Origin of the sequence: Corynebacterium sp. HMSC063G05, from assembly GCF_001810555.1 — a bacterium.
GTDB lineage: Bacteria > Actinomycetota > Actinomycetes > Mycobacteriales > Mycobacteriaceae > Corynebacterium > Corynebacterium jeikeium_D.
Genome location: NZ_KV801865.1, coordinates 32,019 through 52,432, shown reverse-complemented (window position 1 = coordinate 52,432; position 20,414 = coordinate 32,019). Strand labels below are relative to the sequence as shown.

General features: G+C 58.2%; 26 protein-coding genes and 3 pseudogenes. 5 read left to right on the top strand and 24 right to left on the bottom strand.

The features are described 5' to 3' along the window. Window positions 1-2: 2 nt before the first annotated feature. Complete coding sequence (locus HMPREF2751_RS09510; protein ID WP_070595924.1) at window positions 3-584, top strand: hypothetical protein; 582 nt, start codon at window positions 3-5, stop codon at window positions 582-584. Between the two features lie 167 nt (window positions 585-751). Here the strand turns inward: HMPREF2751_RS09510 and HMPREF2751_RS09505 are convergent, their stop codons facing one another. Continuing rightward, on the bottom strand, window positions 752-1,303 hold the full coding sequence (locus tag HMPREF2751_RS09505) for an adenylate kinase (RefSeq protein ID WP_005509947.1): 552 nt from the start codon (window positions 1,301-1,303) through the stop codon (window positions 752-754). Continuing rightward, window positions 1,303-2,640: a preprotein translocase subunit SecY gene (gene secY / locus HMPREF2751_RS09500; RefSeq protein ID WP_048731466.1), complete on the bottom strand. Its 1,338-nt coding sequence runs from the start codon at window positions 2,638-2,640 to the stop codon at window positions 1,303-1,305. The genes HMPREF2751_RS09505 and secY overlap by 1 nt, the downstream gene beginning before the upstream one ends. Before the next feature lie 349 nt (window positions 2,641-2,989). Here secY and HMPREF2751_RS11045 point away from each other — a divergent pair. After that, a pseudogene (locus HMPREF2751_RS11045) lies at window positions 2,990-3,649 on the top strand (6-carboxyhexanoate--CoA ligase); the annotation flags it as partial. A gap of 48 nt (window positions 3,650-3,697) precedes the next feature. After that, window positions 3,698-4,849, top strand: a complete 1,152-nt coding sequence (locus tag HMPREF2751_RS11040; protein WP_370449630.1) for an aminotransferase class I/II-fold pyridoxal phosphate-dependent enzyme — start codon at window positions 3,698-3,700, stop codon at window positions 4,847-4,849. 103 nt (window positions 4,850-4,952) lie between these two features. On the opposite strand, the gene rplO is transcribed toward HMPREF2751_RS11040, so the two are convergent. From rplO to rplN, 10 genes are all read right to left on the bottom strand, one after another. Continuing rightward, window positions 4,953-5,399 (bottom strand): 50S ribosomal protein L15, encoded by a 447-nt coding sequence (gene rplO / locus HMPREF2751_RS09490; RefSeq protein ID WP_016422071.1) that lies wholly within the window; start codon window positions 5,397-5,399, stop codon window positions 4,953-4,955. Window positions 5,400-5,406: 7 nt separating this feature from the next. Further along, on the bottom strand, window positions 5,407-5,592 hold the full coding sequence (rpmD, locus tag HMPREF2751_RS09485; RefSeq protein ID WP_005509843.1) for a 50S ribosomal protein L30: 186 nt from the start codon (window positions 5,590-5,592) through the stop codon (window positions 5,407-5,409). A gap of 5 nt (window positions 5,593-5,597) precedes the next feature. Then, the gene (rpsE, locus tag HMPREF2751_RS09480; RefSeq protein ID WP_005510059.1) at window positions 5,598-6,215 is read right to left on the bottom strand and encodes a 30S ribosomal protein S5; all 618 of its coding nucleotides are present in this window, start codon (window positions 6,213-6,215) and stop codon (window positions 5,598-5,600) included. Between the two features lie 34 nt (window positions 6,216-6,249). Continuing rightward, the gene (gene rplR / locus HMPREF2751_RS09475) at window positions 6,250-6,648 is read right to left on the bottom strand and encodes a 50S ribosomal protein L18 (protein WP_005510009.1); all 399 of its coding nucleotides are present in this window, start codon (window positions 6,646-6,648) and stop codon (window positions 6,250-6,252) included. Continuing rightward, window positions 6,648-7,184 (bottom strand): 50S ribosomal protein L6, encoded by a 537-nt coding sequence (gene rplF, locus HMPREF2751_RS09470; protein ID WP_005509895.1) that lies wholly within the window; start codon window positions 7,182-7,184, stop codon window positions 6,648-6,650. Before rplF ends, rplR begins: the two co-directional genes overlap by 1 nt. A 15-nt stretch (window positions 7,185-7,199) precedes the next feature. Continuing rightward, window positions 7,200-7,598 (bottom strand): 30S ribosomal protein S8, encoded by a 399-nt coding sequence (gene rpsH / locus HMPREF2751_RS09465; protein ID WP_005509822.1) that lies wholly within the window; start codon window positions 7,596-7,598, stop codon window positions 7,200-7,202. Between the two features lie 403 nt (window positions 7,599-8,001). Further along, window positions 8,002-8,898: a GDSL-type esterase/lipase family protein gene (locus tag HMPREF2751_RS09460; protein WP_049170004.1), complete on the bottom strand. Its 897-nt coding sequence runs from the start codon at window positions 8,896-8,898 to the stop codon at window positions 8,002-8,004. Between the two features lie 382 nt (window positions 8,899-9,280). Further along, window positions 9,281-9,835: a 50S ribosomal protein L5 gene (gene rplE, locus HMPREF2751_RS09455; RefSeq protein ID WP_005509901.1), complete on the bottom strand. Its 555-nt coding sequence runs from the start codon at window positions 9,833-9,835 to the stop codon at window positions 9,281-9,283. A 2-nt stretch (window positions 9,836-9,837) separates the two neighbouring features. Then, window positions 9,838-10,152, bottom strand: a complete 315-nt coding sequence (gene rplX / locus HMPREF2751_RS09450) for a 50S ribosomal protein L24 (protein WP_005509963.1) — start codon at window positions 10,150-10,152, stop codon at window positions 9,838-9,840. After that, window positions 10,153-10,521, bottom strand: a complete 369-nt coding sequence (gene rplN, locus HMPREF2751_RS09445) for a 50S ribosomal protein L14 (protein ID WP_016422069.1) — start codon at window positions 10,519-10,521, stop codon at window positions 10,153-10,155. It lies immediately after the preceding gene. A 281-nt stretch (window positions 10,522-10,802) separates the two neighbouring features. Here rplN and HMPREF2751_RS09440 point away from each other — a divergent pair, with 281 nt between their 5' ends. Next, a complete protein-coding gene (locus tag HMPREF2751_RS09440; protein WP_042388406.1) occupies window positions 10,803-12,044 on the top strand; it encodes a multidrug effflux MFS transporter in 1,242 nt (413 codons plus the stop codon). A gap of 51 nt (window positions 12,045-12,095) precedes the next feature. Here HMPREF2751_RS09440 and HMPREF2751_RS09435 read toward each other — a convergent pair whose 3' ends face one another. The 3 genes and pseudogenes from HMPREF2751_RS09435 to HMPREF2751_RS10670 all read right to left on the bottom strand — a co-directional run. Further along, a complete protein-coding gene (locus tag HMPREF2751_RS09435; protein WP_042388404.1) occupies window positions 12,096-12,878 on the bottom strand; it encodes a formate/nitrite transporter family protein in 783 nt (260 codons plus the stop codon). Between the two features lie 225 nt (window positions 12,879-13,103). Further along, window positions 13,104-13,646 (bottom strand): annotated as a pseudogene (locus HMPREF2751_RS09430) (PTS transporter subunit EIIC); the annotation flags it as partial. Next, window positions 13,630-14,014, bottom strand: a pseudogene (locus HMPREF2751_RS10670) (glycoside hydrolase family 32 protein); the annotation flags it as partial. The pseudogenes HMPREF2751_RS09430 and HMPREF2751_RS10670, both read right to left, overlap by 17 nt. Before the next feature lie 26 nt (window positions 14,015-14,040). Here HMPREF2751_RS10670 and HMPREF2751_RS09425 point away from each other — a divergent pair. Next, window positions 14,041-14,937, top strand: coding sequence for a carbohydrate kinase family protein (locus tag HMPREF2751_RS09425; RefSeq protein ID WP_070595975.1), 897 nt, complete (start codon window positions 14,041-14,043; stop codon window positions 14,935-14,937). A 20-nt stretch (window positions 14,938-14,957) separates the two neighbouring features. On the opposite strand, the gene HMPREF2751_RS09420 is transcribed toward HMPREF2751_RS09425, so the two are convergent. The 9 genes from HMPREF2751_RS09420 to rplB form a co-directional block, all read right to left on the bottom strand. Next, a complete protein-coding gene (locus HMPREF2751_RS09420; RefSeq protein WP_246823230.1) occupies window positions 14,958-15,464 on the bottom strand; it encodes a class I SAM-dependent methyltransferase in 507 nt (168 codons plus the stop codon). Window positions 15,465-15,669: 205 nt separating this feature from the next. Continuing rightward, window positions 15,670-17,019, bottom strand: a complete 1,350-nt coding sequence (gene mgtE, locus HMPREF2751_RS09415) for a magnesium transporter (RefSeq protein ID WP_070595921.1) — start codon at window positions 17,017-17,019, stop codon at window positions 15,670-15,672. A 198-nt stretch (window positions 17,020-17,217) separates the two neighbouring features. After that, window positions 17,218-17,496, bottom strand: coding sequence for a 30S ribosomal protein S17 (gene rpsQ / locus HMPREF2751_RS09410; protein ID WP_042388398.1), 279 nt, complete (start codon window positions 17,494-17,496; stop codon window positions 17,218-17,220). Continuing rightward, entirely contained in the window at window positions 17,493-17,729 is a 237-nt protein-coding gene (gene rpmC, locus HMPREF2751_RS09405; RefSeq protein WP_005509851.1) for a 50S ribosomal protein L29, read from the bottom strand. The genes rpsQ and rpmC overlap by 4 nt, the downstream gene beginning before the upstream one ends. Further along, entirely contained in the window at window positions 17,729-18,145 is a 417-nt protein-coding gene (gene rplP / locus HMPREF2751_RS09400; protein ID WP_016422059.1) for a 50S ribosomal protein L16, read from the bottom strand. Before rplP ends, rpmC begins: the two co-directional genes overlap by 1 nt. Window positions 18,146-18,148: 3 nt before the next feature. Continuing rightward, window positions 18,149-18,889, bottom strand: coding sequence for a 30S ribosomal protein S3 (gene rpsC, locus HMPREF2751_RS09395; protein ID WP_016422058.1), 741 nt, complete (start codon window positions 18,887-18,889; stop codon window positions 18,149-18,151). Continuing rightward, window positions 18,889-19,251 carry a 50S ribosomal protein L22 gene (gene rplV / locus HMPREF2751_RS09390; RefSeq protein WP_005509775.1) on the bottom strand — a complete coding sequence of 121 codons (363 nt, stop codon included), beginning with the start codon at window positions 19,249-19,251 and terminating at the stop codon, window positions 18,889-18,891. Before rplV ends, rpsC begins: the two co-directional genes overlap by 1 nt. A 3-nt stretch (window positions 19,252-19,254) precedes the next feature. Next, window positions 19,255-19,533, bottom strand: a complete 279-nt coding sequence (gene rpsS, locus HMPREF2751_RS09385) for a 30S ribosomal protein S19 (RefSeq protein ID WP_005509882.1) — start codon at window positions 19,531-19,533, stop codon at window positions 19,255-19,257. A 14-nt stretch (window positions 19,534-19,547) separates the two neighbouring features. Then, window positions 19,548-20,390, bottom strand: a complete 843-nt coding sequence (rplB, locus tag HMPREF2751_RS09380; RefSeq protein WP_016422056.1) for a 50S ribosomal protein L2 — start codon at window positions 20,388-20,390, stop codon at window positions 19,548-19,550. Window positions 20,391-20,414: the final 24 nt, after the last annotated feature.

The window sequence follows — 20,414 nt, the reverse complement described above, 5'->3', positions numbered from 1 at the left end:
GCATGCATTCACTGTTGAAGTCCACGCAGATTGGTGGCGTTGTTATTGCTGCCAGCTCGCTTTTCCTGATTGGCGCATGCTCAAGCAACCCCGAACCGTCGCCAGCGCCGACTGTCCCTTCCACTTCCCCTGCCTCGGAATCGCCGGAGGCCCCTGGAAGCACCTCGGGTTTCATGGGCGCCTCTGCACTGCCTGAGTCGATCCAAAACTTCACACCTGATGCAATTAAGGAGGCGATTGGCAGCTGCGTCGAGTCGGATGACTCTAAACCCGTCATTTTTGGCAGCGAGAGCGTGCATGGCTTCACCTGCGTAATGGCAGTTGGCGACGGTGGCACCGCAATGCTCAGTACGGCCGAGGACCCGGCCACTGTCGAGCGCATTAACGAAAAGGCTGAGTCCGTCGAAAACTACGCACCATACGAGCTACCCGGCAAGCACGCATTTAGCGGTATCAACAAGGGGTCCCCTTTCGTAATGGTTATCGACGAGGATAACCGCATCTACCAAGAGTTCGTTTTCGCGAATATTGGCGCCGAGGCCGCACAACCGCTTATCGACGAAATCATTCAGGACTTCCAGTAGCCCTCACTATCGGCTGCCCCCGCCCCACCCCAGCCACACACAAAAGCCGCCCTTCCAAACCTCAACGGTTCGAAAGGGCGGCTTCAACAACCATCTACAACCGGCAAACCCATCGGCCCCAGCCAGCGAAAAAGCTAGAGCGTCTAGTTACCCGGTGTGCCAGGAGCCTAGTTCAGCTTCTCCAGCTCAGCCATCGTGCGCTCGTTAATCTCCTCAACGGATCCCTCAGCGGCAATCTTGATGATCTTCTCCGAGTAGTAATCCAGCAAAGGAGCGGTCTCATTGGTGTACACATGCATGCGGTTGCGGATGACCTCTTCAGTGTCGTCTGCGCGACCACGGGCCAGCATGCGCTCGACGACGACATCCTCAGAAACGTCGAACTGTACGACCGCATCCAGCTCAGTGCCGAGGTTGGACAGCAGACGCTTCAGCTCTTCTGCCTGACCAACAGTGCGTGGGAAGCCATCCAACAGGAACCCCTTGGCAGCGTCGTCCTCATTCAGACGGGACTCGACCATACGCACAGTCACGTCGTCCGGAACAAGGTTGCCGGCGTCGATGTAGGACTTCGCCTCAATGCCGAGCGGAGTGCCTTCACCGATGTTTGCGCGAAACAGGTCACCGGTGGAGATGTGCGGGACACCGAGCTTCTCCGAGAGGATAGCTGCCTGAGTGCCCTTGCCTGCACCGGGAGGACCTACAAGTACGAGTCGCATTACTTCAAGAACCCTTCGTAGTTACGTTGCATCATTTGGCTTTCAACCTGCTTGACCGTCGTCAGCGCAACACTGACCAGAATCAGCAGGGCTGTACCTCCAAACATACCGCCTGTACCGGAGTTCGCGTCGCCAAGCCCCATATCAAGAGCGACATTTGGCAGAACAGCAATCAGCGCCAGGTACAGCGAGCCGACAGTCAGCAGGCGAATCAGGACGTAGGACAGGTATTCAGCAGTCGGACGTCCCGGGCGGAAGCCCGGAATGAATCCACCGTATTTCTTCATGTTCTCCGCCTGCTCGTGCGGGTCGTACTGCACGGAGGTGTAGAAGAAGGAGAAGAAGATGATCATCAGGAAGAACAGCAGAATGTACTGCCAACTGGACGGCGCCAGCAGGTACTGAATGACATTGCGCTGCCACCAGTTGTCCATGTTCGGATTCGACTGACCGGACTGAACAATCTGGGTAATCAGAACCGGCACGTAAATCAGAGAGGACGCGAAGATGACAGGGATAACACCGGCCTGGTTCACCTTCAGCGGCAGGTAGGTGGAAGATCCGCCGTACTGGCGACGACCAACCATGCGCTTTGCGTACTGCACCGGAATACGGCGCTGTCCCTGCTCAATGAAAATAACGCCGATGATGAGAATCAGCACGGCAACAATCACGGTGGCGAACACGACACCGGTGGTGGAGCGCAGAATGTTCGCTCCCTGCGCCGGCATACCAGCGGCGATACCGGAGAAAATCAGCAGCGACATACCGTTGCCGACGCCTCGGTCAGTGATGAGCTCACCCATCCACATGACCAGCACGGCACCGGAGGTCATCACAACGACCATCACCACGAGGTCAAAGACACCCGCATCCTTAACCAGCAGCGACTGCGAGCCACCCAGCAGGGCACCTCGGTCTGCCATGGCCACAATGCCTGCAGACTGCAGCAACGCCAACGCCACTGTGAGGTAGCGGGTGTACTGGGTCATCTTTGTCTGACCCGACTGCCCTTCCTTCTTCAACTGCTCGAAGTGTGGAATCACCACCGTGAGCAGCTGGACGATAATCGAGGCCGTAATGTACGGCATAATGCCGATGCCGAAAATCGCCATCTGCAGCAGAGCGCCACCTGAGAACAGGTTAATCAGCGAGTAAACGCTGGACTGATCTTTCGAAATCTGCTCGAGCTGCGCGTTGACCAACTGGTAGTCGATACCAGGGGTTGGAATCTGCGAGCCGATTCGGTACAGAATGATCATCGTCAGAGTGAAGAAGATCTTCTTACGCAAATCGGGATCGCGCAACGCCGCAATGAGACCGGAAGCCACGTGCATCCTCCCGAGGTCAAGAAATCCGCTTCTCCCACGCTTTTCCCGAAAGACTTACCCGCTTATCCGCCAGTAGTCTCCCGTTTTAGTTAAGCAACGCGGATGACGTATTCCTCAAACCTTTAATTGACAGTATTTGACGTAGTGAGTCTACCAGCGTTTCTCCACATCGTCGCAATACACCTCCATATCACCGTTAGTACAGCGCCCCGCCAATCACCTCTTTTCGCTTGACGACGATCCCAGCGCCCCCTCCCCTCTGAGCCCACGCCCCCTCACTGTGCCTCACCCAATTTTCCCAGACAAAACTTGAACAGTGTTAAAGTTTTGCTCTGTGAGTACCTACAGCATCCGCATGCGATCCAGCGCCGATGGCTGCCATATCTCTGGCGCTGAGCGTCTTGCACCGGCCGTCGAACTACCTCAGCTGGCTTCTGCAATGACTAGCCGTGCACTTCACCACGACAAGGGTCGAGCCGACACAATTCACATCACTGTGGACAAGGTTGAAGAGTCGACTATCGGCACCGTGTCCGCGTTGACTCCCTTTCTAGAGTCGAACCCCAGCCCTGAGGACGCACGCAATCTCATTGCTCAACGCCTACACGCTGCAGGCATACAAGCAGCCGACATCGCCGTCGAAATGGCCTATTCACTCACAGGTCTCCGCGGTGCCGCTCTCATCGATGCCTCCTCCGGTGAACGGCTCGACCCAAATCCTGCCCGTGGTGTACGGGTTTCCACTTTTGATGCCATCTCGCACCCCAGTAAGGACTGCACCAAGGATCATTTTCACGAGGCGCTCATCCTCGCATCTAAGGTTCACAGCGCCCCGGGTATCGTCGCAGAAATCTGCCTCTCCGATGACCCCTTTTACACGCGAGGATATCTGGCGCTGGACGGAGTCTTTCACCGTATCCCCAATATCAAGGACCACGGCAGCACTCTTGGTACTCGCATCTTCATCGTTGAACCCGGCACCGATATCCCCGAGCTAATCGATTACCTGGAGAACGCGCCGGTCTACGTCGAGCTCCCAGCTGACGCCAGTTCCTCGCCGGACGTGACCGCCCCCAACAGCGACCTCTCAGCAATCGCCGCCCAAAGGAACTCGGCCTGGGCTGCTGAAGGGCTTGCCCGCACACTGCGCACTTTCGAAACCGGACAACTGCCACACAGCCGAATTGACGGAACCGACTATCTACTGTTTTCTTCTTCGGACTACCTCGGCCTGTCCACGCACCCTGAACTCATCTCAGCTGCCACCGAGGCAATTGGACATTTCGGCACCGGGTCCGGCGGCTCTCGCCTGACCACCGGCACTAGCATCCACAGCGCACTTGAGAATGAACTGGCGCAGTTCTTCGGTTTCGACGATGCCGTTCTCTTTGCGACTGGCTACCAGGCGAACCACTCAACCATCGCTGCCATCGCCACCGCCGACGTGGAAATCTTCTCCGACGCCGCCAACCATGCTTCCATCATCGACGGGTGCCGCAATGCCCGAGCTAACGTCACGGTCTTTCCACATGCTGACTACCAGGCACTCGACCGTCTCCTCGCAGCATCGAGCGCCCGCCACAAGCTTGTCATCTCCGACTCCGTGTTCTCTATGTCAGGCGAGGTCATCGACGGCCCCGCACTCGAGCGCACCTGTCGCCGTCACAACGCATGGTTGATGCTTGACGACGCCCACGGCGTCGGCGTTATCGGAGAGCAAGGCCGTGGCACCGCAGCGCACCTGGGCATTCACCCGGACATTGTGGTCGGCACCGCGAGCAAGGCTCTCGGTGTCGAAGGAGGATACGTTCTCTGCTCCGCACCAGTTGGCGACCTGCTACGCAATCAAGCCCGTAGCTTCGTGTACTCAACGTCGATGAACCCCGGTTCCGTCGCAGCTATCCGCGCCGCGTTGAAGCAGTTGGAGGCTGGGGACGTCGTCAAGCGATTGCAGCGTAATATTGCGCGCGTCCGCTCCCTGGTTGACGCACAGTCAGACCCCGCATCTGCAATCATCCCACTGCCCGTTGGCGACGAGGCCGAAGCGATGGACGCCTCAGCACGGTTGGCGGAGCTAGGCGTGTACATACCTGCGATTCGCTACCCGACGGTTCCCCGTGGTGAGGCAATGTTGCGATTGACCATTACCGCGCTCCATACGGACGCTGACATCGACCGACTGGAGCAGGCTCTGCGCCACACCGGCCTGCTGTAAGCGGGCGGTTTGCGCTGCCCTCCCCTCCCCTTTCCTCCCCCTCAATACAAAAAGAGCTCTTAACCACTTGGGTTAAGAGCTCTTTTGTTAAAGCTTAAATGCTTTAGGCCTCAGTGACAGAGCCGCCTGCAGCCTCGATCTTGGACTTTGCGGAGCCCGAGAACTTGGTTGCGGTGACGTTGACGGAGACGTTGATGTCGCCGTCGCCGAGGACCTTCACCGGCTGGTTAGCGCGGACAGCGCCCTTTGCAACCAGGTCGGCGATGGTGACGTCGCCACCGTTCGGGAACAGACGCTCCAGATCCGAAACGTTGACCACCTGGAAGGTGACCTTCGCCGGGTTCTTGAAGCCCTTCAACTTCGGCAGACGCATGTGAAGTGGCATCTGGCCACCCTCGAATGCTGCCGAAACCTGCTTGCGGGCCTTGGTGCCCTTGGTGCCGCGACCAGCGGTCTTACCCTTGGAAGCCTCACCACGGCCGACGCGAGTCTTCTTCTTCTTAGCACCCGGAGCCGGGGCCAAGTCGTGGAGCTTAATTGGTTCGCTCATGGTTTACCTACTCCCCCGCTACTTCTTCAACCTCGACCAGGTGACGCACAACGTTCACGAGACCGCGCACAGCCGGAGTATCCGGGCGAACGGCGGAATCGTTGATGCGCTTCAGGCCGAGGGTGCGCAGCGAATCCTTCTGGTTCTGCTTGGTACCAGCGGTACCACGGACCTGGGTAATCTTCAGTGCCATGGAAATCACGCTCCCTGACCTGCGCGTGCGCGCAGCATACGTGCTGGGGTGACCTCTTCGAGGGACTTGCCACGACGTGCGGCGACCTCTTCAGGGCGAACCAGCTGCTTGAGGGCATCAACGGTTGCGTGAACAACGTTGATGGAGTTGTTGGTACCCAGCGACTTGGACAGAACATCCTGAACACCGGCGCACTCGAGAACCGGGCGGACAGCGCCGCCGGCAATCAGACCGGTACCCGGAGCAGCCGGGCGCAGCAGGACGATGCCAGCAGCGGTCTCACCCTGAACCGGGTGGGTAATGGTGCCAGCAATCATCGGGACGCGGAAGAAGTTCTTACGAGCCTCTTCAGCACCCTTCTGGATAGCTGCCGGTACTTCCTTGGCCTTGCCGTAGCCGACGCCGACCATGCCCTCGCCGTCACCGACGATGACCAGAGCGGTGAAGCTGAAGCGACGACCACCCTTGACGACCTTGGAAACTCGGTTGATAGTTACTACGCGCTCGATGTACTGCGAACGCTCGTCCTGCTGGCGACGGTCGTTACCGCGGCCACCACGACGGTTGTTGTTCTTGTTGTCAGCGGAGTTACGTCCGCCTTCGCGCTTATCGCGTTCCGACATCACGCATTCCTTCCGTTGGACTTGTAAGTGCGCATTAGAACTTCAGACCACCTTCACGGGCAGCCTCGGCCAGAGCAGCAACGCGGCCGTGGTACTGGTAGCCACCGCGGTCGAAAACGACCTTCTCGATGCCAGCATCCTTAGCGCGAGCAGCAATCAACTCGCCGACCTTGGCGCTCTTGGCCTTCTTGTCGCCCTCGAAGCCACGGAGATCTGCGTCCAGAGTGGAAGCAGCTGCCAGGGTACGACCGATGGAGTCGTCGATAACCTGAGCGGTGATGTGGCGGGAAGAGCGGTGCACGACGAGGCGCGGTGCCTCGGAGGTGCCGCGGACGTTCTTGCGCAAGCGTGCGTGACGGCGGGCGCGGGCGACACGACGACGAGTCGAGATGTCCTTGCCTACCGGGAGGCGCTTTTCGTTGGTGTTGCTCATTACTTACCCGTCTTTCCGATCTTGCGACGGATCTGCTCGCCATCGTAACGAATGCCCTTGCCCTTGTAAGGATCATCCTTACGCAGACGACGGATGTTAGCTGCGAGCTGTCCGACCTGCTGCTTATCAATACCTGTGATCGACAGCTTGGTGGTGCCGTCGACGTCGAAGGTGATGCCTTCCGGTGCTTCGATCAGGACTGGGTGCGAGTAGCCCAGGGAGAACTCGAGGTCCTTGCCCTTCTTGGCGACACGGTAACCGACACCGAAGATTTCCATCTTGATGGTGTAGCCCTCGGTCACACCGACAACCATATTGTTAATCAGCGAACGGGACAGGCCGTGCAGGGAGCGGCTCTTGCGGTGGTCATCCGGGCGGTTGACCACAATCTCATTGTCCTTCAGCTCAACGGTAATTGGAGCCGGGATAGAGACAGACAGCTCGCCCTTCGGGCCCTTGACGGAAACGTCCTGGCCGTTGACCTGGGCAGTAACGTTTGCCGGGACAACGACAGGGTTCTTACCAATACGAGACATTGTGTAGTTCCCCCTTTACCAGACGTAAGCGAGGACTTCCCCGCCAACCTTCTTCTCGTAAGCCTGACGGTCAGTCAGCAGGCCCTGAGACGTGGAGATGATAGCCACGCCCAGGCCACCGAGGACCTTCGGCAGGTTAGTGGACTTTGCGTAAACACGCAGACCCGGCTTGGAGACGCGACGCACGCCAGCGATCGAACGCTCGCGGGACGGGCCGTACTTCAGGTTCAGGGTCAGGGTCTTGCCGACCTTGGCATCCTCGACTGCGTAGTCCGCAATGTAACCCTCAGACTTGAGGATCTCGGCGATGTTAGCCTTCAGCTTGGACGACGGCATCGAGACAGAGTCGTGGTACGCGTTGTTAGCGTTGCGCACGCGCGACAGCATGTCGGCGATTGGGTCAGTCATGGTCATGGTTAGTGACCGCTTCCTTTCTCGCTGCGGTTCCTTCCCACCTCGTGGCTAACTCCAATGACCGCGCAAACAGCAACTGCCACACGGCAAAAGCTTAAGTTGGAGCGATTTCCAATATCGTGATTCCGGCGATTTAAGGGCTACTGTTCGCCAACTCGGTTCAATAGCCGAGTCAGCTCGCCACCCAGGTGACGCCAGAGACGATGCGAGGCGAGGGGCCTACAGCAAAGCTCTTACATTTTTACTGCCGCACCTCTTATAGAGGGCAGACCTGGTGATACTAACAAATACAGGCCGAAATGCAAAAACGCCGCAGACGGACGTTAGTCCGCTCGCGGCGTGAAGCCCCACCAATTAACAGTGGAACTCAATTCCTAGCCGACATGGCGCCGGCTAGAGGAAATTAGTAGAGCTGGTCGGCGATGATGTTACCCATTGCCTTTTCACCAGCCACCGTCGGGTGGTTGGTCATCGGACCCATCACCGGGTCTGCGAAACCGGCGACGAAGCGCTCATCCGGGTTCGGGTTGCAGGTACCGTGGCCGAGGGTTGCCTCGTAGACGTCAATGAAGCCGGCACCTACGTGGTGAGATGCGGAGCGAATGCTGTCACGGAATGCACCCTGGATCTCGCTGGCACCCGGTGCCGGGATCGGGAAGGTCTGGTCCGAGGTGTTCACCAGGCACAGCTGATCATCAGTGGCGTACTCAGGGTACGACGCCAGGACGACCTGAGCGCCCGGGGCAACCTGGTGGACGCGGTCAGTGAACTGACGCAGCGTCTGCTTGAACGCGGATGGAGCCTGGGGATCCGGCTTTGCGACAAGCTCGCCTGCCACGTCAACCCACTGGACCCAGTCCATGCCGCCGTACATCAGGACAACCTTCTCGGTGCCCTCTCCGATGTCGCCGTACTGGATGGAAGCCTCCAGGTATGCGAGGAGCTGACCCGGGAAGCCGCCAAGACCGTTACAGGACCAGTCACCCAGGGACTTGTTCAGCTTCGAAGCTGCAATCTTCGGCCAGTTTTCCATGTCGGTAGCGCAGTTAGCGACCAGTGCGTTCTGTCCCGGCGCCAGGCCACGCGGGCCGCCCTTACCGGCATTAGCGGTGAAGGAGTCACCGAAGGTAACGATTTGCTTGACGCCCTTCGGGCCGGTGTCGCCGATACCCGGAATCGGAATGTTCGGCATTTCCGGCAGTGCCGGCTGTGCGTTGGCAGCACCTGCACCCAAGCTCAGACCCAGAGCCGCAACAGTTGCAATAGCAGCCGAGCGGACGGCCACGGAGAAGTTCTTCATGTAGTTAATCCCTTTGCGTTTTAACTTAAGAACCGCTCTGTGTAGAACCACTGGCTCAATCACACAGAAGCTGAAGTCACTTAAGCCTTGCCCAAATTGATAACGACCACAATGCATTTTGGCGGCCGTCACTATGACGAATGGCAGTTTACAACGAAATCATCACAAACGCCTAACTTTCAACTGAGAAACCTTGTGGCTTTACTAATTTCCAACCCCCAAAAAGGGTCAACTTTCCCACCAGCAACACTGGTAACTTTTACGCAGGCCCCGCACAGCGACCTCACTCCCCCACGAACATAAGCAGTTAACAGAGCAGCAAAAAGCCCCGGAGGCCAAGCGGCATCCGGGGCTTCAGGCAAAAGCTACCGAAGAGGCAAAACTACTTCTTGAACGGGAAGCCCAGCTCGCGCAGCAGCGCGCGGCCTTCCTCGTTGTTGGTAGCGGTGGTCACGACGGTGATGTCCATACCGCGCGGGCGGTCGATCTTGTCAACGTCGATCTCGTAGAACATGGTCTGCTCAGACAGGCCGAAGGTGTAGTTACCGTGACCATCGAACTGCTGATCAGACAGACCGCGGAAGTCGCGGATTCGCGGCAGAGCCACGGTCAGCAGACGATCCAGGAACTCCCACATACGGTCGCCACGCAGGGTGACGCGAGCGCCGATGGCATCGCCTTCACGGAGCTTGAAGTTAGCGATCGACTTGCGAGCACGACGGGTCTCCGGCTTCTGACCGGTGATCAGAGTCAGGTCGTTGATAGCACCGTTGATCTGCTTCTTGTCCTGAGCAGCAGCGCCGACGCCCATGTTGACGACGACCTTGGTGACGCCCGGAATCTGCATGACGTTCTCGTAGGAGAACTCTTCCTGCATCTTGCCGCGAATCTCATCGCGGTAACGGGCCTTCAGACGAGGGGTGTAATTTTCGCTCATGCTTAGATGTCCTTCCCGGTACGGCGGGAGATGCGAACCTTCTTGCCGTCCTCATCGAAGCGGTAACCGACGCGAGTCGGGGTACCATCTTCGTCGACCAGCATGACGTTCGACACGTGAATCGGAGCTTCCTGAGTGACAATGCCACCCGAGGAAGCGCCGCGCTCCGCAGCGGAGTTTGCAACGTGCTTCTTGATACGGTTAACGCCCTCGACCAGGACCTTGTCGCGCTTCGGGTAGGCCTCGATGACCTTGCCCTGAGCACCCTTGTCCGGACCGGAGATAACCAGCACGGTATCGCCCTTACGGATCTTCACTTAAATCACCTCCGGTGCGAGCGAGACAATCTTCATGAACTTCTTGTCACGCAGCTCACGCGCGACCGGGCCGAAAATACGGGTGCCCTTTGGCTCACCGTCGGCCTTGATGATGACAGCTGCATTCTCGTCGAACGAGATGTAGGAGCCATCCGGACGACGGGTCTCCTTCTTCGCACGGACGATAACTGCCTTAACAATTTCGCCTGCCTTGACGTTGCCGCCCGGAGTAGCTTCCTTGACAGTTGCGACAATGGTGTCGCCAATGCCAGCGAAGCGTCGGGTCGAGCCACCGAGAACGCGGATGCACAGAATTTCACGTGCACCAGTGTTGTCGGCAACGCGCAGACGGGATTCCTGCTGAATCACTGCGTTTCTCCTGACCTGGTTGCATTGTGCGTCAGATTTCCGTCCTAAACGCACGCGGTCTTTATGTCTTGCGTTTACGCTTTACGACGGAAGCACCTGCTAGAGGTAGCTTTCCTATCGCTTTGACCTCGTGCTAACTACGGCCATAGACCGTTGAGAGCAGCACGCAGTCGCTTCGCGCAACCTGTGTATTATGGCACGTTCGTGCGGGACAACAAAATCCCTTAGTTTCATGCCCCCAACATGGTTTATGCCTTGTGCGGCAACCCTATACTGAGACAGTGACAAATCAACATTCCGGGAGCGCTCAGACACAGCCAGCACAGACGCTGCCGGTATCGCTACTTGCCGGCTTGGCCTTATTATCCGCCGCAGCCCCGTTCGGCGCAGATACATATCTGGCATCCTTCGTGGAGATTGCACGCGAGTTCTCCACGACCGAGTCGATGGTTCAGCTCACGCTGACAACCTTCATGATTGGCATGGCTGCTGGACAGCTCGTCATTGGCGCTCTCTCCGATAGTTTGGGCCGCAAGAAGCTGCTTCTCATTGCGACTTTGGTGTTCTTGGGCTCGTCAATCCTCTGTGCAGTAGCACCGAATATTGGCACGCTTATTGCAATGCGCCTGTTCCAGGGGTTAGCTGGTGGCTCCACAGTTGTTCTGGCTCGTTCTGTAGTACCAGACCTCTTGACGGGCAAGGCATCAGCGAGAGCTTTCTCCACGCTGATGGGCATTTCCTCCATCGCCCCGGCAATCGCTCCCCTTGTGGGCGGTTTTCTAGGCCCCGCATTCGGCTGGCGCAGCGTGTTCTGGTTTCTCGCAGCCATCAACGTCGCGATGGTCGCGATTGTGATCCTGATGGTTCCGGAAACCCTGCCGCCTGAGCGACGCTCCACAGGCGCTCTGCGCAATCTCCTGCCCAATATTGGCAGGCTGCTGCGGCGGCCAGTATTTGTCGGCTACTTGTTGGCTTTCGCTGGTGGCTTCTCGGTGATGTTTTCCTATATCGCTGCGTCACCCTTTATCTTCCAGGAGCTGCTGGGGCTCACCCCTACTCAGTTTTCTCTCGTGTTCGCATCCAATGCAGCGATGTTGACATTTGTGTCAATCCTCAACGGCAAGATGATCAACCGGCTTCATCCCCGCAAAGGCATTTTAGTTGCCCTTACGGTCATGCTCGTGACGTCGATAGGCCTGATTATTAATGCCCTCGTCGGGATTACCTTCTTCACTACTTGGCTGTTGCTGTTCATTACGGTACCGATGATGCCGCTAATCTTCGCCAATGCCACGGCACTCGGAATTGAGGAGGTTCGAGATATCGGAATTGGCTCAGGTTCCGGTCTCATGGGCTTCACACAGTTCCTCGCGGCCGCCACGGTTTCCCCGTTGGTGGGGCTTGGTTCCAATCTGCCCCTCTCGATGGCTATTTCGATGTTGACCTGTGCATTGATTGCACTGACCGCGGTGTTGACATTGACGCGCGCCGACCTCCACAAACGCTCACACCGACTTCCATAAGAGCCCTGCTCAAGAAACTCGGCACTCTAAGACTCCGGCGCAGCTCAAAAACTAGTCAACATAGCTGGTCTTCGTCTGGTTCAACCAGGCGTAGACCGCGCCGATCCCAAGGCCACCACCTACGAAGTTACCTAGCCACACGGCCACCCAGTTAACAGTAATGTGCAGACCATCGAAGCCTGTAGGATGCGGATCAGCGAAAAAGGCCAAGGAAAACAACGAGAAGTTCGCAATCACGTGCTCGAGTCCGAGCCCGACGAACACTGCAATGATCGGCAGAATCACAGCGAACTTCGAAATGATTTCTTTGGCTTGTAGCGCACCTAAGACAGCCATGTTGACCACGAAATTCGCACCCATGGCCTCTACGAAAGCGCCGAAGAACGGCTTGGCCAGCTTCCCCTCAGTCAAGGTGGAAATCAGATGTGTGTCATCAATCCCACCGAGCTTGGCGCTCTGGCTGAGCACCAGCGCCACAATCGCCGCACCGATGAAGTTGTAGAACGTAGCGACGGCCACCATTCGAAAGGCCACTCCCCACGCCATGCGTCCGCGTGCGGCGGACCAGGACACAAACATCATGCTGCCGGTCGCCAGCTCTGCACCGAGCACCACAATGGCGAACAGTCCAAGCCCGAATAGGCACGCAAAAACCAGTCCCCCAGTCCCCGGCGCGACGCCCTCTGCTACTTGCCCGGCCACCGCAGCAAATGCCGTCCCGAGCGTCAGGTACATACCCGCCAGAACCGCTCGCACGGCAAATCGTCCGTAGTCCTGCGTCAGCAGTTCCTGTTTCTTATCGCCAGCCGTATCCAGCGTTTCGTATAGCGTCACCGCCGAAGCCTTTCCCTGCGTGCCGTTAATTGCAGTTATTCGCATAAAAGAATAACGACAGGCTGACGCGGAATCGCAACCGCTTTCCGACGGTCACAGCGCCCTCCCCCCCCCCCTTAGGCGCTGCAACCAGGAACTGCGATTCACCGTCGAAGGGCGGTGACTTTACTTCTTCTCTGCGGTAACAGCAGGTTTCGCAGCAGTTTCTGACTTCGGCTCATCCTTCATGGTTGAGGCAATGGCCGAGGCACCCATGCCGATGTAAAACGGCCAGCGCAAACGTAGGTTCACACCGAAGATGGCCGGCTCGGTAATACCGAATAGCGCCGACATACCGGAGGCGCCTGCCAACCCCTTGAGCTTCTCGCTCTTGGCCAGGAAGTACACCGCCAGTGCGGCACCACCTTGAGCGATATTGGCCATCGATGCCGTCGCGAAAATGAACGAGCCGCCCTGATCCCACAGCATGTACTCGATTGGAGGGAAGGACTGGTGCAGACCAGTGATGACAATTGGCGAGTAGACCAAGCCGAACAAGAAGCCACCCACAGGTCCCGCGAATTCGTACAGATTTGCAAGACCAATACCCAGCCATTCACCTGCAGTGCGCAGTACTGGACCAATGGCGGCAAAGGTGATGAAACCAGTGATGAGCAACGTCAACAGTGGTGTCAGCATAAAGTCGACAGTGCCCTTGAGACGCTTATGGAAGAACTTCTCAATCGTTGCCAGAATCCATGAGATAACCAGAATCGGCAAGATGAATCCCACCCTCCGGGCCGGAGGGAGCAAGCGCACGGACGCGGTTCTGCGATGGTATACGGCGTCCGTCTGCCTTCAAGTTTCCGGTATAAAAGAGCCACACATCATCGCCATCAACAGCAGCGCCGCCCGAATAACAACCATGCTTGTCATAGGGCATGTCCGGATACAGCGCATCTGGATGATGACGCCACCGCTCGGCTGTCGTGAGCGACGCGGACGCATGCCCCCACCCAGTTCTCTTCGGCGCATGTGGAAAGCATGGATCATGTTGGTAGAACACATGCAGTGTCTCGCCGTCCACGAAAAGGCCATTCGGGTCATTCAGTCGGCCCTGTGGCGGTTGACAGATGGTAATTCGGCCGATAGGTCATACCCCCCCCCCGATATTATTGAAGTCATGGCTATTTGTGTTTGCGGCGAAGGTCTGGTTGACCTCGTTCCGGTATCTCCTGGCAGCCTCAATAACCACGTGCCGGCGCTAGGCGGGGGTCCCTACAACGTCGCGGTCACGGCCTCTCGCCTCGGTGCGGATGTTATTTTCCAGTCCCGCCTGTCTACGGATGGATTCGGAAATGAGCTGGTCAAGCACTTGGAAACCGAAGGGGTCGACACCACTTACGTTCAGCGTGGCCCAGAGCCGACCATTCTGGCGGTACCCACCATCCACGACGATCGCTCTGCAACATACACCTTTTACACCGACGGCACGGCCACCCCACTTGTGGAGCCGAAGCTCATCGATGCGAATATCGCATGTTTTGGCACGCTGTCGCTGGCGCTGGAACCGGGTGCCAGCCGATACGCGGAATTGCTCAAGCAGTTCGCAGCCAACGACACCCTAGTCGCTTTGGACCCGAACATTCGCCCCATGTACGCAACGGATGCACACCGCGAATTCCTCATGGGCTTGCTCCCCTACGTCAATTTGTTGAAGCTCTCGGATGAGGAAGTCGAGTTCCTTGGCGAAGAGGAGCTGACTAAAGTTCCGGCCGCCGTCATCACCCGAGGTGGCGATGGGCTCACTTTGCTTGCCGACGGAAACCGCATCGATGTCCCAGCCGTCAACGCGAATGTCGTTGACACCATCGGTGCTGGGGACACAATTATGGGCGCGCTGTTGGCACAGTTCGACGAGCGTGGCCTAACAGTCGCTGACCTGACTTCCGTATCACCAGATCAGTGGCGCGAGATTCTGCACTATGCGGCCGCCGCGGCTGCCATCACTGTGTCCCGCAAGGGAGCGCAGCCGCCGACGAAAATCGAGGTCGAAGAACTCCTGGCTAAGGATTCCTAGTCCGCGCTGCTTAGCCCGCTCTATTTAGCTCGCTCAAGCACTGCGACCAGGAACTGAGACTCATCGTCAAAGGGACGAAGATCCCACGTGGAGTAACGCTGGATCACGATGAGCCCAGCCTCCGGCGCAGTCGTTTCAAAATCCGCAAAGTCCCAGCCACGGCCAGCACCGAAGCCGATAATGGCACGACCGTTCTCCGGATTCAGCACCTCCGCGAAGCCCTGCAGTACCTTCGCGCGGTCTTCTGGCGCTACGAAAGTCAGCACATTGCCGGGGCAAATGATGACATCGAAGGCGGATGCCGTGTCATCGTGGGGTGTGTTCTCCAGCCCGTCGTCAAGCACATGCGGCAATTGCGCCAAGTCCCCTACCAACCACGTCGCATCCGGGAACTGTCGCTTTGCCTCGTCGATGAGATAGGGGTCGACATCGACACCGACGACTCGATGACTAGCCTTCGCCAGGTAACCGCCGACGCGCCCCTGCCCACAGCCGGCATCCAGGATTCGAGCGTGGCGTGGCGCCATTGCATCCACCAGCCGCGCCTCGCCATCGATATCGCGGCCCTCGCGAACGAACCCCCGCCACCGGTTGGCGTAGCGCCGGGAATGCTGCGGATCGGCGGCAATAATTTCTTTCCAACTGCGCCATAATGGTTGCCATTGTTCATGGCCACCATTATGGCGCAGTTGGTCTCTTTTCTATACCGCCGACGTCCCCTGCGCGACGGGACTAGATTCCCAATACTGACTTAGCGATCAGGAAGTAGATGATCAGACCGGAGGCATCGACAAGAGTGGTAATGAACGGGTTAGCGAAGACGGCTGGGTCAATGCCGAACTTCTTACCAATCAGCGGCATGATGCCACCGACAGTTGCCGCGAGAGTACAAATACCCAGCAACGTCAGGCCAATCACTAGGCCAATGTCCCAGCCGTAAACCAAGCCAGCTAGCAGCAGGCCGAGAGTACCCAGCAGCAGGCCGAGGAACGCACCGACCCTCACCTCGCGGAGAATGACCTTGAATATGTCGCGGGGTTGGACATCCCCCAGCGCCAACGCACGCGTAATCGTAGTTGCTGCCTGGTTACCGGTATTGCCACCTGTACCGATCAGCAGCGGCACGAATACCGAGAGAACCACCATCTGAGAAAGAGTCTCTTCGAAAGTTTCCAGGACTTGCACGGTCAATGTTGCACCGATAGCAAGCACGAGCAGCCACACCACACGAGAGCGAACAATCTCGAAAATGGGCGTCGCGAGATAGGGCAAGCGCAGAGGCTCAGAACCGGAAATACGAGCTTGGTCCTCGGAGTCTGCCTCTTCCAGAATCCGGAGGGCGTCGTCGACCGTGAGCAGACCGATAACACGCTGCTCGCTGTCGACAATCGGCAGAGCTAGGCGCTTACGATCAGCGCACATGCGGGCTACCTTCTCTTCGGGTTCGGTAGCTTCTGCGTAATCGGCCTTCCGCAAGATAGCCGCAACCTGGATATCGCTGCTGGCACGCATCAATTCACGAAGACTAACAACGCCCACCAGCCGACGCTTCCGGTTCGACACCGGCAGGGTGTAGATCGATTCGGCATCATCCAGATGCTTGTAGACGGTCTCCAGAGCCTCCCCCACCGTCATATAGTCGTGAAGCGACACCAGCTCCGGGCTCATGCGACGCCCAATGGAACCGTCGGGGTAGCCGAGGACGATGTTGGTCAGATCTCGCTCATCATCCGGCAGATCGGCGAGCAGTTTTGCAGCGACAGACGCAGGCAGCTCGTCGAGCAGCTCTGCTCGATCGTCCGGTTCCATGTCCGCGAAAACTGCGGTGACTTCAGGATCACGGAGGCTGTCAATCAGGTGCGCCTGCAGAGCCGAGTTCAGCTCATCGAAGGTTTCAACCGCCGTGTCTTTCGGGAGTGTGCGGTAGAACAGCGCACGTTCCTCATGGCTGAGGCGGCGCATCTTTCGAGCGGCAACCTTGGGTTCAATATCAGTTAAGAGCCGCGACAGCGTAGCCACGTCATGTGAGCGAAGCGCGGACTCGAGATCTCGATCATCAATCCTGGTCACGTCAGTAGTCACCGAACTTCTCCCCTCACAAAGCACAAATCCTCGCCAATGCTATCAGAGATAAAACCCATCAAACCTGGACTAAGAGGACTAGAAATACGAAGAAACATGGCTTTCAAAAAAACAAACCCCGCCACAGAAAACACTTTCGTGTTTCCCGCGGCGGGGTTCTCGTCGTAAAGCCCGAGCTGATTGCTCAGCTGACGGGTCTTACTTAGCCTTCTCGATGATCTCGATCAGGCGGTAGTGCTTGTCCTTGGAGAGCGGACGGCACTCTTCGATGCGGACGCGGTCGCCCACGCCAGCCTCTTCGTTCTCGTCGTGCGCCTTGACCTTAGAGTTCGTGCGCATGATCTTGCCGTACAGGGCGTGCTGCTTGCGGTCCTCGAGCTCGACGACGATGGTCTTCTGCATCTTGTCGGACACGACGTAACCGGTGCGCACCTTGCGTGCGCCAGCCTCGGTGGTGTTCATGTTTTCCTCACTCATGCTGCATCACCATCGGTTGGTGCAGCAGACAGGCCGAGCTCGCGCTCACGCATAACGGTGTAAATGCGAGCGATATCCTTGCGGACAGTGCGGAGACGGCGGTTGTTGGTCAGCTGACCGGTAGCGCTCTGGAAACGGAGGTTGAACAGCTCCTCCTTAGACTCCTTGAGCTTGGCAACCAGGTCATCGTTATCCAGCGAGCGAAGCTCGTGGGCGGGAATGCCGTTCGACATCAGTACTGATCCTCCTTCCGAACGATTCGGGTCTTAATCGGCAGCTTAGCGCCTGCGCGCTTCAGTGCCTCGACAGCAGTTGCCTCGTCCGGGTAGGACATCTCGAACATGATGCGACCCGGCTTGACGTTTGCAACCCACTTCTCGACCGGGCCCTTACCGGAACCCATACGAACACCCAGTGGCTTCTGGGTCAGCGGACGGTCCGGGAAAATCTGGATCCAGACCTTACCACCACGCTTGACGTGGCGGTTGATAGCAATACGCGCTGCCTCAATCTGACGGTTGGTGATGTAGGCCGGCTCGAGAGCCTGGAGACCGTAGTCACCGAAAGTCACCTTGTTGCCGCCCTTGGACATACCAGAACGGGTCGGGCGGTGCTGGCGACGGAACTTAACGCGCTTCGGGATGAGCATGAATTAGCCCTCCTTCTTCTCAGATGCACGCTGACGACGCTTGCCACCACGACGCGGACGGTCGTTGCCGCGACGCTGGCGGTCGTTGCCGGCGTTGATCTCGGACTCGCGACGGCCACCGATCACGTCACCCTTGTAGATCCACACCTTGACGCCAATGCGGCCGAAGGTGGTGTGAGCCTCGTGGGTGCCGTAGTCGATCTCCGCACGCAGGGTGTGCAGCGGAACGCGACCCTCGTGGTAGCGCTCGGTGCGGCCCATCTCGGCACCGCCGAGACGACCGGAGCAGACAACCTTGATGCCCTTGACGTGCGGCTGACGCATTGCAGACTGGATAGCCTTGCGCATTGCACGACGGAAAGCGACACGGTTGGCGAGCTGCTCAGCGATGGACTGAGCGACCAGCTTCGCATCCGCGTCAATGTTCTTGACCTCGAGGATGTTCAGCTGAACCTGCTTGCCGGTGAGCTTCTCGAGCTGGCCGCGGATGCGGTCAGCCTCGGAGCCACGACGACCGATAACAATGCCCGGGCGTGCGGTGTGGATGTCCACACGCACGCGGTCACGGGTGCGCTCGATAACGACATCGGAGATGCCGGCGCGCTCAAGACCGGTGGACAGCAGATCGCGGATCTTGATGTCCTCGGCCAGGTAGTCAGCGTACTGCTTGTCGGCGTACCAGCGGGACTTCCAGTCGCTGGAAATACCGAGGCGAAGACCGTGTGGATGGATCTTCTGTCCCACTATCGGTCACCTTCCTTCTGGCTCTCGACGACCACGGTGATGTGGCTGGTGCGCTTGCGGACGTGGAAAGCACGGCCCTGCGCACGCGGGCGGAAGCGCTTCATGGTCGGTCCCTCGTTGGCGTAAGCCTCGGAGATGACCAGAGTACGACGGTCCAGGCCGAAGTTGTTCTCAGCGTTTGCAGCTGCAGACGCAACAACCTTGGCAACCGGATCAGCAGCACCCTGCGGAGCGTACTCCAGGATGTTCAGTGCCTCGTCGACGGACTTACCGCGAACGGTGTCCAGGACGCGACGTGCCTTCATTGGAGTAACGCGGACGAAGCGCGCAGTTGCGCGTGCAGAAGTAATGTCGTTGCTCATGGCTTATCGACGTCCCTTCTTGTCATCCTTGACGTGACCCTTGAAGGTCTTGGTCGGGGCGAATTCGCCCAGCTTGTGGCCGACCATAGAGTCATCCACGAACACCGGCACGTGCTTGCGACCGTCGTGAACGGCGAAGGTGTGGCCGATGAAATCGGGGAGAATCGTGGAGCGGCGAGACCAGGTCTTAATGACCTGCTTGGTGCCCTTCTCGTTCTGTGCATCGACCTTCGCGAGGAGGTGCTCATCGACGAACGGGCCCTTCTTAAGGCTGCGTGGCATTCTCAGTTCCCTCCTTAGCGCTTCTTATTCTTGTTGGTACGACGGCGACGAACGATCAGCTGGTCGCTCGGACGGTTCGGCTTACGGGTGCGGCCTTCCTTCTGGCCCCACGGGGAAACCGGGTGGCGACCACCGGAGGTCTTACCCTCGCCACCACCGTGCGGGTGGTCGACCGGGTTCATGACAACACCGCGGACAGTCGGGCGCCAGCCCTTCCAGCGCATACGGCCGGCCTTGCCCCAACGGATGTTGATCTGATCCTGGTTTCCGACCTCACCGACGGTTGCACGGCAACGTGCGTCGACGCGACGGATCTCAGAGGACGGCATACGCAGAACTGCGTACTTGCCTTCCTTACCGAGAAGCTGAATAGAAGCACCAGCAGAACGTGCCAGCTGTGCACCAGCGCCCGGCTTGAGCTCCACGCAGTGAATAGTGGAACCGGTCGGGATGTTGCGCAGCGGCAGGTTGTTACCCACCTTGATGTCGGCATTAGCGCCGGACTCAACGATGGCACCCTGCTTCAGGTTCTTCGGAGCGATGATGTAGCGCTTCTCACCGTCTGCATAGTGCAGCAGTGCGATGTTGGCGGTACGGTTCGGGTCGTACTCGATGTGAGCGACCTTTGCCGGAATGCCGTCCTTGTCATTACGACGGAAGTCGATGACACGGTACTGGCGCTTGTGTCCGCCACCCTTGTGGCGAGTGGTGATGTGACCGTGAACGTTACGGCCACCAGTCTTCGACAGCGGGCGCAGCAGAGACTTCTCAGGAGTCGAGCGAGTAATCTCGCTGAACTCGGAGACGGAGCTCTGGCGGCGACCCGGCGTAGTCGGCTTGTACTTACGAATAGCCATACTTTTGCTCTTCCTTAACTTCCT